This is a genomic window from Arcicella sp. (assembly GCF_964672035.1).
Genome location: NZ_CBABQS010000100.1, coordinates 1 through 13,857 on the forward strand (window position 1 = coordinate 1; position 13,857 = coordinate 13,857).

The 13,857-nt window shown below is 36.5% G+C and carries 11 protein-coding genes and 1 other RNA gene; 6 read left to right on the forward strand and 6 right to left on the reverse strand.

The window, feature by feature from the left end; translation table 11 throughout:
* Positions 1–909: 909 nt before the first annotated feature.
* The 6 genes from AC1W31_RS18610 (at position 910) to AC1W31_RS18635 (ending at position 6,823) form a co-directional block, all read left to right on the forward strand.
* Positions 910–1,128 carry a hypothetical protein gene (locus AC1W31_RS18610; RefSeq protein WP_481735996.1) on the forward strand — a complete coding sequence of 73 codons (219 nt, stop codon included), beginning with the start codon at positions 910–912 and terminating at the stop codon, positions 1,126–1,128.
* 202 nt (positions 1,129–1,330) lie between these two features.
* Positions 1,331–3,367, forward strand: coding sequence for a TonB-dependent receptor family protein (locus tag AC1W31_RS18615; protein WP_481735997.1), 2,037 nt, complete (start codon positions 1,331–1,333; stop codon positions 3,365–3,367).
* A gap of 216 nt (positions 3,368–3,583) precedes the next feature.
* Positions 3,584–3,983, forward strand: a transfer-messenger RNA (tmRNA) gene (gene ssrA / locus AC1W31_RS18620).
* 301 nt (positions 3,984–4,284) lie between these two features.
* Positions 4,285–4,545: a tyrosine-type recombinase/integrase gene (locus AC1W31_RS18625; RefSeq protein WP_481735998.1), complete on the forward strand. Its 261-nt coding sequence runs from the start codon at positions 4,285–4,287 to the stop codon at positions 4,543–4,545.
* A 267-nt stretch (positions 4,546–4,812) separates the two neighbouring features.
* Positions 4,813–5,703, forward strand: coding sequence for an SDR family oxidoreductase (locus AC1W31_RS18630; RefSeq protein ID WP_481735999.1), 891 nt, complete (start codon positions 4,813–4,815; stop codon positions 5,701–5,703).
* A 154-nt stretch (positions 5,704–5,857) separates the two neighbouring features.
* The gene (locus AC1W31_RS18635; protein ID WP_481736000.1) at positions 5,858–6,823 is read left to right on the forward strand and encodes an alpha/beta hydrolase fold domain-containing protein; all 966 of its coding nucleotides are present in this window, start codon (positions 5,858–5,860) and stop codon (positions 6,821–6,823) included.
* A gap of 63 nt (positions 6,824–6,886) precedes the next feature.
* On the opposite strand, the gene AC1W31_RS18640 is transcribed toward AC1W31_RS18635, so the two are convergent.
* The 6 genes from AC1W31_RS18640 to AC1W31_RS18665 form a co-directional block, all read right to left on the reverse strand.
* Positions 6,887–7,156 (reverse strand): hypothetical protein, encoded by a 270-nt coding sequence (locus tag AC1W31_RS18640; protein WP_481736001.1) that lies wholly within the window; start codon positions 7,154–7,156, stop codon positions 6,887–6,889.
* 36 nt (positions 7,157–7,192) lie between these two features.
* Positions 7,193–8,524: an allantoate amidohydrolase gene (locus AC1W31_RS18645; protein WP_481736002.1), complete on the reverse strand. Its 1,332-nt coding sequence runs from the start codon at positions 8,522–8,524 to the stop codon at positions 7,193–7,195.
* Positions 8,525–8,994: 470 nt separating this feature from the next.
* Entirely contained in the window at positions 8,995–9,387 is a 393-nt protein-coding gene (locus AC1W31_RS18650; RefSeq protein WP_481736003.1) for a hypothetical protein, read from the reverse strand.
* A 120-nt stretch (positions 9,388–9,507) separates the two neighbouring features.
* On the reverse strand, positions 9,508–11,202 hold the full coding sequence (locus AC1W31_RS18655) for a S8 family serine peptidase (RefSeq protein WP_481736004.1): 1,695 nt from the start codon (positions 11,200–11,202) through the stop codon (positions 9,508–9,510).
* Positions 11,195–11,875: a hypothetical protein gene (locus AC1W31_RS18660; protein ID WP_481736005.1), complete on the reverse strand. Its 681-nt coding sequence runs from the start codon at positions 11,873–11,875 to the stop codon at positions 11,195–11,197. Before AC1W31_RS18660 ends, AC1W31_RS18655 begins: the two co-directional genes overlap by 8 nt.
* Positions 11,876–11,897: 22 nt before the next feature.
* The coding region (locus tag AC1W31_RS18665) for a M61 family metallopeptidase (protein ID WP_481736006.1) at positions 11,898–13,857 on the reverse strand (1,960 nt) is incomplete at its 5' end.

The following is a 13,857-nucleotide window of genomic DNA, read 5'->3' on the forward strand; positions in this document are numbered from 1 at the left end:
CTCCCAAAGGCGAATTGATATATTTTGTATAAATTGTTTGTTCCATAAAATACAGATTCAGAAGTCTGTGGTACATTTCCCGCAATTTGCCAATTTTTTAACAAAACTCAATTCTGTATCTTGCAAAAATTAATTTTTTCAAATTATAAACTACAAAATCCCTATTCCCAAAAACTTTTCTTTCCAAGAATGCCTTTGGTTTTTAGACCGCAATTATGATGATTGTCTTCATGAAGTAAGTAAAGAAGTTATGAGTTATGAGTTATGAGTTATGAGTTATGAGTTATGAGTTATGAGTTATGAGTTATGAGTTAAAAAGAGCTCGATTTGGGAATAAAAAGTTCACTTTTAGTTTTTTAAATTCATAACTCATCAGGTTACGCACCCCGCTCAACTTACAACTAATGAAAACTTGGCACGGCTTTTGTAAAAAGATTTTATATCCAAGCATTTCCGCCAGATAGCAGGGAAGTAAAAATCAATTATTGCTTTTTACTAAAATTTGGCACAATAATTAAAAATACATAATTAGATTTCTAAACGTAGATTTCCAATATTAATTGATAAAAATCAAATCTTTTTACCGCCATGAAGAGAGTTTTGGCAGAGCTAAGGTGTTTGAATTCTTATGATTTTCATGAGAATTCAAACCAAAAGCCTCGATATAGCTAAACCAAATCTTTGAAAACGATGTGGCGGAATTCCCTTAAAGATTCCTTTCTTGTAGATATTTTCTACCTGTTTTCCACGATTTTTCTAAGGTTTAGTTTCCGAAATTTCAATTTCTGATTTACAATTTTATATTGTCTATTCTGGAATAACTGCCAATGCACATCAACTATTATTAATATAAATGTTGATGTTTTGTGGTTGAAAATTTTTCCCGAAATGAGCATAAATCTATAATTGTTGGCGGACGTTTTTAGAGGGCGAGCTTCGGGAAAGACCTTACGGGGGTGGAAAGTTTTGCACGCTGCAATGTGTTGGCGGACGCAAAACAACGAAAGCAAAGCTGTCAATTCCAAAACCGTATTCGCAAAGGAAGTGGAGTTATTTGACCCTAAAGTTGGCGGACTTAAAGTGACGATGCTCCACGCCCCCTTTGTATTAAAACATTCAAGGTTATAATCCTTACTTTCTTAAATTTTTAATACTCCGACCCATAATACGACCCTGTTAAGTCTCGACTTTTCAGGGTTTTTTTGCAACCACATAGTTCTTATAAGCAGTGTAGAAAAAAAGAGAATAGATAATTTACGGGTCTGATATTGTTTTTTGATATAGACAACAAATAGAAATTAGTATCTTTGTCCATAAACTCGTCAGCAATATGTATAAACTTTTTATTACCCTCTTAACCTTAAATTCAGTAGCAGTTTTTGCTCAAACCGACACAACTACGACCTCAAAAGAACTCGAACCTGTTACCATTTCTTCCTCAAGGTTTATTGCCAAAGACATTCAAACCCCGCTTTCAATCACCGTTATCGACCAATCGAGATTACAAGTAGGGCAATCCAAAATATCCCTTTTTGAATCTTTAGGCGCAATTCCTGGTGTTTTTGCGATGAATTCTGAAAATTTTGCCCAAGATTTACGGATTTCTATTCGGGGTTTTGGAGCGAGGGCATCATTTGGTATTAGAGGCATAAAAATTATTTTAGATGGTATTCCAGAATCTATTCCCGACGGCACAGCAAAAGTGGGAAATTTGGATGTGGGAACTATGGAGCGCATGGAAGTGATAAAAGGGCCATCATCGGGGCTATATGGCAATGCTTCGGGCGGTGTCATTAGTATTTTTTCGGAAAATGCGAAAGAAAATTTTGCCGAATTTCAAGCCAACGTTGGGGCTTACGGATTACAACGGTACCAATTTAAAACTGGGCAAGCATTAGGAAAAGTCATGTATCTTGTCTCCGCCTCCCGCCTGCTAAGTACGGGCTACCGTGAGCACAGTTCGATTGAACGTAATTTTTTGAATGGAAAACTTATTTTCAATTTTACGGATAAAAATAAACTCACATTTTTAGCCAATTATATTGATAGTCCAAGGGCAGAAGACCCAGGAGCGTTGATTCAATCAGAAATTGATAAAAACCGTCAGCAATCTCGTCCCCAAAATATTACTTTTGACGCTTCCGAAACCTTCAAACAGAAAAGAATTGCCTTAATTTATGACCATATTTTCAATGAAAAACATCAAATTAATGTTCGAGGATTTTATTTGAATCGTGATTTTGCAAGCCGACAAGCTCTTCAAACCAGCGGTCAAATTGCCTTCAACCGGGATTTTGTGGGTGGAGGATTTAATTATCAATTTACAACTAAAAATTATCGTCTAAAAACAGGTATAGACCTTGAAAATCAACAAGATAATCGACAACGTTTTGATAATTTAGCAGGAAAAGAAGGCACTTTAAGGCTCGACCAAATCGAAGAATTTAGAAATATTGGGGTATTTTTATTACAAGAATTTTTAATAATTCCGACCTTGAAATTATCGGTAAATACCCGTTTTGACGATATTCATTTACAGGTTACGGATAAATTTCTTTCGGATGGCAATCAATCCGCCACGCAATTTTTCCAACGATTCAGTCCAATGGCGGGGTTATCCTTCTCTCCTACCCTTTCGACTTCCGTATTTGCCAACGTTTCCACCAATTTCGAAACGCCTTCCTTGAATGATTTATCCAATAATCCTACGGGACTTGGCGGTTTTAATCCTGATTTGAGTCCGCAAAAATCAAGAAATTATGAAGTAGGTTACAAAGGCATTTTGGGTAAAAAATTCAGAGCCGACATTTCGGTTTTTTACATCGAAGTTGAAGATGAAATTGTGCCTTATCAATTGGCCAATCAGGTTGGAAAAACCTATTTTCGAAATGCAGGATTATCGGAAAGAAAAGGGTTAGAAATGGGATTGACTTATAAAATCCGTTCGGGATTAACGACATTCCTCAATTATACCTATTCAGATTTTCAGTACAAATCTTACCAGACAACGGCAGGTAAATTTGACGGAAATATACTACCAGGAATCCCCAAACACAATATTTACGGTGAAATAAGATACTTTCTACGCATAGGAATCTACGCAATTGCACAGGTAAGAAGTATCAGCAAACTCTACGCTGACGATGCTAATTTGACCACAAATACGGGCTATGCAACGGTAAATATAAGATTGGGATATCGAAAACAATTGAAGCATTTAGTGATCGAACCTTTCATCGGAATTAATAATTTATTCAACGAAATTTACAATGCAAACGTTCAAATAAATGCCACCGCCAATCGTTATTTTGAACCCGCTTCAGGAACTTTTGCCTTTGGTGGATTGACGGTGAGAGTTGGGAAGTGATGCTACGAAATTAGACCACGGATTGAACAGATTTTTGGATTTTTTTATTGTAAATTTATCACAATAAACGCCCTATTTTATGCAAATTAAAACAAACCTTTTATCGGTGTAAATCAGTAAAATCCGTTCAATCCGTTGTCGAATTTATTGTAGTAAATTTATTACGATATATCCAAAAACTCTATTACCTTTGCAATCCCAATTCAATTACAACATGGGGGCGACCGGTATTGACAGCTTGTGCAGGTCGGTAGTAAGCACGTCGGGAGTTGGTCTTGACCTCCCGTAACTAATCAGTCCAAACAAACAACTGGCAATACTCAGTATGCCATGGCAGCTTAATTCTTAATTGAATTTCGTTTTGAGTAATCCCAATTAGATTGTGATTATTCGCCACCTCCCACTCCGCTAAACTTTGCCGTGGAGATTTGGGGGGACGCTTCGCAAAGTCGAATGTTGTGATTTCTCTAAGCAAACATTTAGTACAGAGAGGATAAGGATAGAAAAAGGTCTGGCTTGAACCCTGCCTGTCTCGAAAAAATAATCAAGACTAAACGTGTAGAAAGTTATCGGTTTCCTTGTCTGGACGAGAGTTCGAATCTCTCCGTCTCCACACACACTTAATACTAATGTATTGATTAACCTTTCAAAATCATTGAAAAATGGATATTTGGAAGGTTTTTTCATGCTTTTGCTTCCGTATTCAATACCTTTTTTTTTCAACATAATACCTTTTTTAGTGACCCAAATATAGACAAGGGAAAATATAGAGTAATTAGTATTGTTCCTCAAAAGTCAGTGAGTGCCATGCGGATTGCAAAACATGTGCAAATTCCCTTAATACCGGAGGCATAAGTACTTATTACCAAATATAAGGACTACAATACCAAAACAATGCGATACTTACGAATCAGCGGATGAACGTTTATATAAAGGAAATTGGCAAGAGAGCTACACTCGATTATGACATAGAAGTAATTAGATTTGAAAAGAGTGTTCCTAAAATTGTGTTAGTTCCAAAATACGAACTATTTACTTGTCATATTACACGACACATGTTTGCCACTAAATCTTTAATGCTCGGCATGGATATCGAGGTAATTTCAAAAATACTGGGACATTCAAACATCAAGCAAACTTTGACATACGCCAAAATTGTAGATGAATTTAAAGATTAGCATTGTTTGTTTACTTTTGCACGATGGTGCGGCGATGACACCGACCACGGATATAGTATATTTTGAAACTTTTGATTTTGTATTCAAGGAATGCCCTGAGGGCTTTTTGATAAGCGTAACTCGGCAGGACCTGAGCTACTGCATAAATAAAAATATTTTGGATTAATACTCATCCTATTTGAAATATATATTTGTCTATCTCTCAGCATTCCTTATGAACGAAACTATGACTTTAATAGTTAAATTTGCATCACAGATAAACATAGAATGACCAATACAAACCTTCCAAAAATACTGATTACTGGAGCTACTGGACAAGTCGGTAGCAGAACCATAGAATTTCTTTTGTCGAATAACGACATTGAGCTTATAGCCGCAGTACGCTCACCCGAAAAAGCAGTTCCCTTCAAAGCAAAAGGCATTGCAACAGTCATCCTTGATTTTGATGATGAAAGTACCCATCTGTCTGCTCTCAAAGATGTTGATAGGGTTCTTCTCGTTACAGGTTACACCGTTGATATGTTACGACAGAGTAAAGCCTTTTTAGACAATGCTAAAAAAGCGGGCGTTTCAACTATTGTGCATTTGGGAGCGTGTGGTCGGGATGATACCTCCGTTGCCCATTGGGCATGGCATCAATTAATTGAACGGTATATTGAATGGTGCGGTTTTTCATTTACCCATTTACGTCCCGAAACTTTTATGCAGAATGTGCTGAGTTACGGCGGTAAGAAGGCAATCGAAAATGGCATAATTAAGGCTTATGTAGAAGGTGCCAGATTAAGTTGGGTTGATGTTGGAGATGTGGCACAAGTAGCGGCTTTGGCTTTGGCAAATCCAAGCGTACATAGTGGACAAACTTACAGGTTAGGATATGATGCCCTAAGTTACCCTGAAATGGCATCGTTAATGACTTCTATTATTGGCAAACCCTTCCGCTATGAGCCACTTTCCCCCGAAGTATTTTTGAAAGTTATGCAGGAAGCAGGGGCTGAAATGGCTTATATGGGATGTGTCTATGAACATTGGAAACGTTATGCAGCAGGGACAATACCAGGAGCTGATGATACATTTGATAACTTCCCTTCTATTACGGGTAAACAGCCCATGAAGTGGGTTGACTTTATTGAAAAACATAAAACTGAATTAGATTATTAATGGCTCGTTTAGCTCGGCATTTCACTGGGGTTATTCACACCAGCAATATAAATAATCCAATCGATTATCCCCCGATATTAATTACTCAATTTAGCATCTAACGTTTCTTTGAACCTTCTAAATTGAGTAATTTTAGACAAAAAATACATTTATTATGAAAGGATTAATCCTAACCATATTTGGAATATTGATCATGCAATATTCTCACGCTCAATCTTCTATGAAACCTTCAATCGCTAAGTTTCCTGTTTCAGTTTCTACTATAAAAAGCAATAAAAAACTATTGTTTAAGCCAGAAGTTATGGTAATGTACACGCCAAATATAATCTATACAAAAAGAGATAATTTGGATTTAAGTTTACAAATTCTTTCGCCAAATCTGTCAGAAAAGAAGAAATTACCCTGCGTAATCTACGTTCAAGGTTCAGCATGGATGAAGCAAGACGTTTATAAGGTAATTCCCCAGCTATCAAAATTTGCTCAACGGGGGTTTTTGGTAGCCATAGTTGAATATCGCCCTTCTGTAGTAAGTCCTTTTCCTGCTCAAATTCAAGATGCAAAAACCGCCATTAGATTTATGCGCAAAAATGCCGAAAAGTATCATATTGACCCAGAAAATATCTTTATTTGGGGAGACTCTTCTGGAGGTCATACTTCCGTTTTTGCAGGGATTAGTTCAGGAAATAAAGATTTGGATACGGAAGAATACACCGAATATTCGGATAAAGTAAATGCCGTTGTGGATTTTTATGGTCCAACCGATATTGCTAAAATGCAAGATTTTCCTTCAATTTTTAATCACAATAAACCCGATAGTCCAGAAGGAATGTTGATTGGAGGTTTTACTGTCAATGAAAATCCAGAAAAATCCCAAAAAACGAATCCTCTGAACTATATCAATAAAACATCCGCAATCCCACCCATATTGATAGCTCATGGAGACATGGATCGTATTGTTCCTTTCAATCAGAGTGAACTTTTAGCCAAAAAACTGCAAGAAAACGGGAAAGTATTTGAATATTATACGCTTGCTGGTGCAGACCACGGCACAGCCGAGTTTTGGACCGTGAATATGTTTAATGTAGTAGAGACATTTATCAGAAAAAATACTAAAAAGTAGGTAGTGTAGCATAAGAATATAGACTTTCACAAGACAACCTAACCGCATAAGCAAAATTATTTTTCAATATCCTTCGCAGTAATTAGCCACCCTAAAAGTATATCTTTTTATATCTTCGTTGATGCGTTTTATCAAACTCACTGAAGAAGAAATACAGCAACTCGTATCCATGGTTTTTACGTGGAAGTTAAACGGAGATAGGAATCTTGCTTTCGCATGATGATGCGATGAAGACACCGACCACGGAGGTAGCTTTCGCAAGTTGGCGAATGGAGACCCTCGCCACGGATACAGGTCGTAGGAATACTTCGCTAAACCTACGACCAAATCCATAAATTACCACGAAGTCGAAACTGACTTCTGTGAGCATTAACCTTTATTTCTATCAATGGCTAAAATTGTATGTAAAAGCACATTAGCCCCATTGGAAACGTCCACCGCTTTGGTAAATTCTTTGTATGAATGACTAATACCCCCTACACTTGGAACGAAGATCATGGCAACAGGAGCAATTGCTGCGATTTCTTGTGAATCGTGACCAGCACCGCTTTGCATAAATTTTGTACTAAAACCAAGGGCTTTGGCAGATGTGTTAATTGCTTGCTGTAATGTTTTGTCGGTGAGCGCCGATTTTGATGCGTTTGCCTGCCTGTTAAAACTGATAGTCGTTTTACTTGTTGTTGCTATTGATGCTGCCCGTTTTTCTATTTCACGAAATAGCATTTCAATCTTATCGGCTGATAAATCTCGTATCTCTAAACCCAATACTACTTTACCAGGAATAACGTTGTAAGCGTTGGGTGTTGCTCCAATTTTTCCAATAGTCCCAACTTGATTTCCTTTTACAGAGTTAACTACTTCATTTACGGCTATTATAAATTTTGAGGAAGCCATCAAGGCATCTTGTCGCATATTCATAGGCGTGGTACCAGCATGATTGGCAAACCCTTCAACTGTTACTTCCCAATGGACAATGCCTACAATACCCTCTACTACACCAATTTGTAGGTTTTCTTTCTCCAAAATGCCCCCTTGTTCTATGTGCAATTCTAACCATGCGTGTAGATCACCCTTTTTTCGGACACACGATTCAATATTGTCAGGATTGCCCCCAATCGCTTTTATTCCTTCAGCCATGGTTAATCCGCTTTGACTTTTCTGTTGCAAACCTTCTTTGGTGAGTCCGCCTGACATCGCCATACTCCCAATAGTACCCCCTTCTTCATTGGAAAAAATGATTACTTCCAGCGGGTGCTCGGTCATCATTTTATTTTCATTTAGCACTTCAATTACTTCCAAAGCACTGATAGAACCTAAAGGTCCATCATAGTTTCCACCATCGGGTACCATATCAATGTGCGAACCAAAGGCAATAGGTTTTAGGGTTGGATTTTCCCCCTTTCGTTTACCGATGATATTTCCCGCTGCATCAATGGTGGGATCAAGCCCAGCCCCTTTCATCTGCTCCATAAACCATGCCCGTCCTTCAATGTCTCCTTTTGTAAAAGCAACCCTGTAGCCATGCCCCTTCTCATCCATTCCAAATTTGGATAATTCCGTAATACGATTTACAATACGCTGTTCATTTACTTTCAAATCGTTGACGAAAACAAAATATTTACTGTATGAGTCCAATATTCCAAAGGCACTTACGCCCAAAGCAGTTAAGGATGAGTTTTTAATAAAGGTTCTTCTTTTCATTATTTTTTATTAAAGCGTGAAATACTTATTCTAAAGGTGCTACCGCAAAATATACTCCACCGTTCTTGACAGGTTTTGGTGATCCATCAATTGTGTCTTTTAAAGGTAAGAACACAAAGATTAACGGAATAAAAAACGTAATTCCAACCCTCTCAAAATATGATATTTTGTCCCAAAATGAAGGTTTTCTTTACTGCTCGGTCATTAAAAATTCATCGGTTTAATGCGTATGCTACTTATCGCAAAATCTGATATTTAAGCAACTATTTATTTTTGAAACAATATTAAATTTTTTATTGTAAAATACTAATTTTCATCATGAAAACCTCCAAATAGGTGACCCAAAATTTAATTTTTTTTTGTAATAGTTTGTATGTAATTATATTAGAGGTGTTGTCTGCGTCTGCACAAAAAAGCCTTCAAATCAATAATTTGAAGGCTTTTTATTTTTTGAGCTAAATCTAAACTACTTAATTATTTGGCCCTCTGCCTGCACCAGCCCCCATTTTCTTCCGATTTTCTTCGTATAATTTATTTTGTTCCTCCGTTAAAATGGGCTTTAATTCTTTGTCTTTTGCCTCCATCATTGGCTTCATTTTTTCTCTCATTTCAGGAGAAAATCCACCGTTTGCTTTCATTGTAGAATCCATCAACAACGCATATTTCACATTGACAATTTCTACTTGATCAAACTGCTCTTTAGTCAGAGTTAGCATCTTTTTCATTTGCTTGGTCTGATTATAAGCACGGTCTTCGGGAGAAAGTTGTTGATAGCCGCCGCCGCCCCCTTGTCCAAATTGTGCATAAGTGCCTAATGCTGTAATAATTAAGCAAAATGTCATTAAAAATTTTAGCTTTTTCATGGATATTTATTTGATTTAATAATATTTTTGACGGAAATATATGAAGAAGAATTTATTAAAATTTGATAAAACGATATAATTAAAGCATTTACTGACAAATGACGTTATTTTGGAGATTAATTAGTCTTTTATAAATTTCACCACACTACTTTTTTCTTCATTTCCAACCCTCAAAAAATAAATCCCTTTAGGTATATTCTCGATTGAAATCGTTTGAATACGGTTTTTGATGGTTTCATTCTGCTGAACTCGTCCCGAAATATCCATTAAAATTGCCTCATAATTTTTACCCAAAAAATCATTCATTTCAAGCGTAATTTCTTTATTTGTGGGATTTGGATAGACTTTAAAAAAGTCAGCAACCTCTGCTTGAACTCCTAAAACCTTGTACAAATTCGGAATTCCATACCCCAAATTCTTATCGGGTTTATCCGCCTGACTACCTGATTTCCTGACATTAGCCATTACTTGCATGGCCGTTAGCGTTGGATTAGCTTGCCAATATCCAGCCACCATACCACACAAAATGGGCGAAGAGAATGAAGTTCCCGAAGAAGTTGTAAAGCTACCATTTGGTGCAATTACGGCCACTCCTTGCCCCATCGCCGCCACATCAGGCTTGATGCGTGGGTCGGTTGGGATACCCAATGAGCTAAATCTTGCGTACGATTTATTGGCATCCACTGCCCCAACTGCCAACACAGAATCAGCATCGGCAGGCGTTCCTTCATATTTCCAAGCACTGCTTCCTTCATTACCAGCACTGATTACACAGACAATCCCAACGCCCGCTGCCCAGTCTGCCGCACGAGCCACAATAGTTGTATTTCCATCTAATTGTGCGTAAGTATGGTCCGTTTTTGCATCATCAAAAGTAGTGTATCCTAACGAAGAATTAATCAAATCTACCCCTACACTATCCGCATATTCAGCCGCAAAAAGCCAGTTGGCTTCTTCAATGATGTATTCTGAGGGTGCATCTTCTGACCGAAGTAGTAGAAAAGATGCCTTTGGGGCAGTACCAACCATCGTTCCTTCCAAAAATGCGCCCATACACGAAAGAACCTCGGTTCCGTGTTCGTCATCTTCATAAACAGATGGCTCTTTTTTAACAAAATCATACGTTCCAACGATTCTTTTTTCATCATAGAGAGCTTTAAAAGCTGGAATTTTATCGGCATTATTGAAACCTGCATCCAAAATCCCAATCATCATTCCTTCACCTCTAAAACCTAAATCATGCATGACATTTACGCCAATCATTTCATTTTGAACTTTGGCTTTTCCATAATCAAACGACTGAATATCAAGGCTTTCAAACTTAGATTCTTTTCTTGCCGATCGAGTACTTGGATTATCAACCGTTCCATTTACTTCCAACCCTTTCACAAAAGACATTTTCAAAATGGTCTGTAAATTGGCATCGGACGTTTGAATTAAAGCCGCATTCATCCAACGAGACGTAAACCAAATCTTTGCCCCCGTTTTTTTGATTTCGGAAATATAAGCTGGATTAACGGGTAAATCACGAGTTTTGACCGTAATATTCTGTTTCTGACGACGATTAACCGAACGTTGAGAAAGAAATTCCAAAGGTTTTGAAACCGAATAAGGTGAGTTAGTTTTATCCTTGAAATTAATGAGATATTTGGCGGGCAATTGAGCATTACAATTGACAATTGATAATGAATAATTGACAATTAGGAGGAAAATGATTTTCTGGTAATATCTCAGTGGAGATTTTATATTAACGCTCTTAATAAATACCAAATTTAATTGATAATTATCCATTGTTAATTGTCCATTATCACTCATTGCTTTTAAATTTTAAAATGTGTTTTGTGCCAAAATCTATTTTTCCTTTTCCAAGACAATCACTTGAATTACAATAAGATACATTTATTTTTTCTTGGTAAATCAATCCAATCCTTTCCGAGTAAACTTCAATTTGTCTTTTCAAATCAACCAACGTTGAGTCATTTTGCTGAATAACGGTTACGGAATTATCAAATTTTTGACCATTCGTTTGAAAGGCTTGATTGACTTTTTTCATTTCATAACTATCATTTCCTAACGAATTATAAGCGTTTCCATTCCATTTTAAACCTTCTTTCATCGGAAAAGATATTTTGACGTAAGTTACATTATTTTCGGTTTTAAGGGCTTTGTCAATCTCTTTTTTTGCGATAAAAATGGATTCAATTACCCATTTTTGAGACTCATTTTCTCTTCGATACCGTTCAATTCTTAAAGCATCTTTTCCATCCGAATCTTTGAAAGCGGAAATATTTACCTCTTTTAATTGATAATTTTTTACCGTGAATTTTCCAGTAAGTTCATATTGCGTATCCTCCACATCATATACGACTGATTGACCGATTGTTGGGTAAAAAAATTTACCCCCATCCTGCGGTGGGGGTAAATTACTATTGATATTATCGCAAGCAAAGAATAAGAATGAGCTCAATAATATTACAATTATTTTCATTTGCAAAATTATCAGGTTACAATTAATTCACCGAAGGAACTAACCATGCTTGTTGCAATTTCAATTGTTCATCGCTTGGGTTTTCCATCGGCGAAAGGATATTTTTTTCTTCTACTTCTGGAATGAATAATTTACCCGAAAGTTTAACTTCTACTTTCTTGTCGCCGTCTTTGCGAAGTACCACATAATTTAATTCATCACCATCTTTGGCATTTGCCATATATTCGCTTCTTTCGGTTCTGAAAGTGGTTAAATCTAATTTTTTACCGTTTAACGATACCAATTCATCTCCCGCTTTAAAGCCTAATTTCTTGCCTAATTCATCAATGCCATCTTCGTCAATGATAAAAATCCCTTTCGATTCTGGGTTAATTCCTAAATTATAAACTGAATATCCCAAGGTTTTTTCTTTCTTTTTACGGCTCTTCAAATAGTCAATTCCAACGCTTTTCAAGGTTTCTTGAATCGGTAAAGGCTCCTTTCCTTCCACATATTTGGCAAAAAACTGACGAATCTCTGGGAATTTCGTAACCTCCGTAATTTTATCAAATAATTCATTATCATTAAACGATTTCTCTTTTCCGTAATATTTTGACAAATCACGCATTAAGTTTTGCGTACCGTATTTTCCACCCGATAATTGACGTAATTTAATATCTAAACACAAGCCAATTAACGCCCCTTTTTCGTAAACATTCGGGTATTGGTCTTTATACTTTTCCAAGACATCCACCGACATTACCGTGAATGGAATCTCATCTTTATAACGGTCGTTCATATTGCCGATCTTAGATTTTATCATATCCATATATTTCGGCAAATCAATCAAATTATACTTCATTTGCATGTGACCTGCTGCGTATTCTGTCATTCCTTCGTACATCCAAAGGTGTTTTGACATTTTTGGATTGTTAAAATCAAAATCCCCAATCTCATACGAATGGATGCTCAAAGGCGTTACAATATGGAAAAATTCGTGCGAACAAACGTCCTTAATCGTCTGCGAAAGTTCTTCTGAAGATGATTCTGGCAAGTAATAAAACGAAGAATATGAATGTTCTAAAGCACCGTAACTGCCATTCTTCAAATTATCCGAAAGTACAATTATAAAAGCGTATTTTTTAATCGGTAATGTTCCACCTAAATATTCTTTTTGCGCTTCCAAAAGGGTTTTGACATTCTCCGCAATTTCTGCCGAGGTTGCTTTTTTATTGGGTGAAAATACCGAAATCAGAATATCCGCTCCTCCTACTTTCAAAATTGTGGTATCGGGAATTGAATACATAATTGGGGCATCCACTAAATCGTTATAATTTGGCACAACAAACGTATCATTTTTTGCATCCGATTTGGATGCTGTTAATGAACTTGCTCCGTAGAAACCCGTCGGCTTTGTGAAAGTTACCTCGTAAGTTTGACGTTTTAAGTCCGTGAAATAGCCAAAAAATCCGTGCGAATTAATGGCGAATAATTTATTCTCTTCAATATCCGTTCCCGCCGGTTCAAAGACATATTCACCCGAAATTTCGGGCGAATCCCAAGTATCATCCACTAAATAAGTGATTTTATTGAGTGCTTTTGCACCTTTAATTTTATAACTATTCTTGTCTAATTTTTCGATTGAAAGCGTCTTTCCATTTGCATCAAAAGCCTTAAAATCAGATACATAACGTCCAAAATCATAATTGGCATACGTTCCTGGAACAATCTTAGGCATATTATAAACCACTTCGTCTTTCAAGATTTTAGGCGTAATTAAAGAAACCTCCAATTTATCATTTTGGACTTTGGTTAAATCCACGAAAAATTGATAATTGGCATTTTGTGAAACCTTCTGAGCGAAAGTATTTAGGCATAAAAAAAGTGCCGAAAGGGTTAAGAATCTAAATTTCATTCGATTAAAAAAGAGTTGATATAAATAAAGTTTGCAAGATAATAATCTTTGATGGGATATTAACGAAGCGGGGATTAAGAAAGTGTTG

Excerpts from the sequence above, each read along its gene's own strand:
- AC1W31_RS18660 (WP_481736005.1), bottom strand. The coding sequence starts at position 11,875 with ATGAAAATAATTGTAATATTATTGAGCTCATTCTTATTCTTTGCTTGC.
- AC1W31_RS18655 (WP_481736004.1), bottom strand. The coding sequence starts at position 11,202 with ATGAGTGATAATGGACAATTAACAATGGATAATTATCAATTAAATTTG.
- AC1W31_RS18650 (WP_481736003.1), bottom strand. The coding sequence starts at position 9,387 with ATGAAAAAGCTAAAATTTTTAATGACATTTTGCTTAATTATTACAGCA.
- AC1W31_RS18625 (WP_481735998.1), top strand. The coding sequence starts at position 4,285 with ATGAACGTTTATATAAAGGAAATTGGCAAGAGAGCTACACTCGATTAT.
- AC1W31_RS18635 (WP_481736000.1), top strand. The coding sequence starts at position 5,858 with ATGAAAGGATTAATCCTAACCATATTTGGAATATTGATCATGCAATAT.
- AC1W31_RS18645 (WP_481736002.1), bottom strand. The coding sequence starts at position 8,524 with ATGAAAAGAAGAACCTTTATTAAAAACTCATCCTTAACTGCTTTGGGC.
- AC1W31_RS18615 (WP_481735997.1), top strand. The coding sequence starts at position 1,331 with ATGTATAAACTTTTTATTACCCTCTTAACCTTAAATTCAGTAGCAGTT.
- AC1W31_RS18630 (WP_481735999.1), top strand. The coding sequence starts at position 4,813 with ATGACCAATACAAACCTTCCAAAAATACTGATTACTGGAGCTACTGGA.
- AC1W31_RS18640 (WP_481736001.1), bottom strand. The coding sequence starts at position 7,156 with ATGGATTTGGTCGTAGGTTTAGCGAAGTATTCCTACGACCTGTATCCG.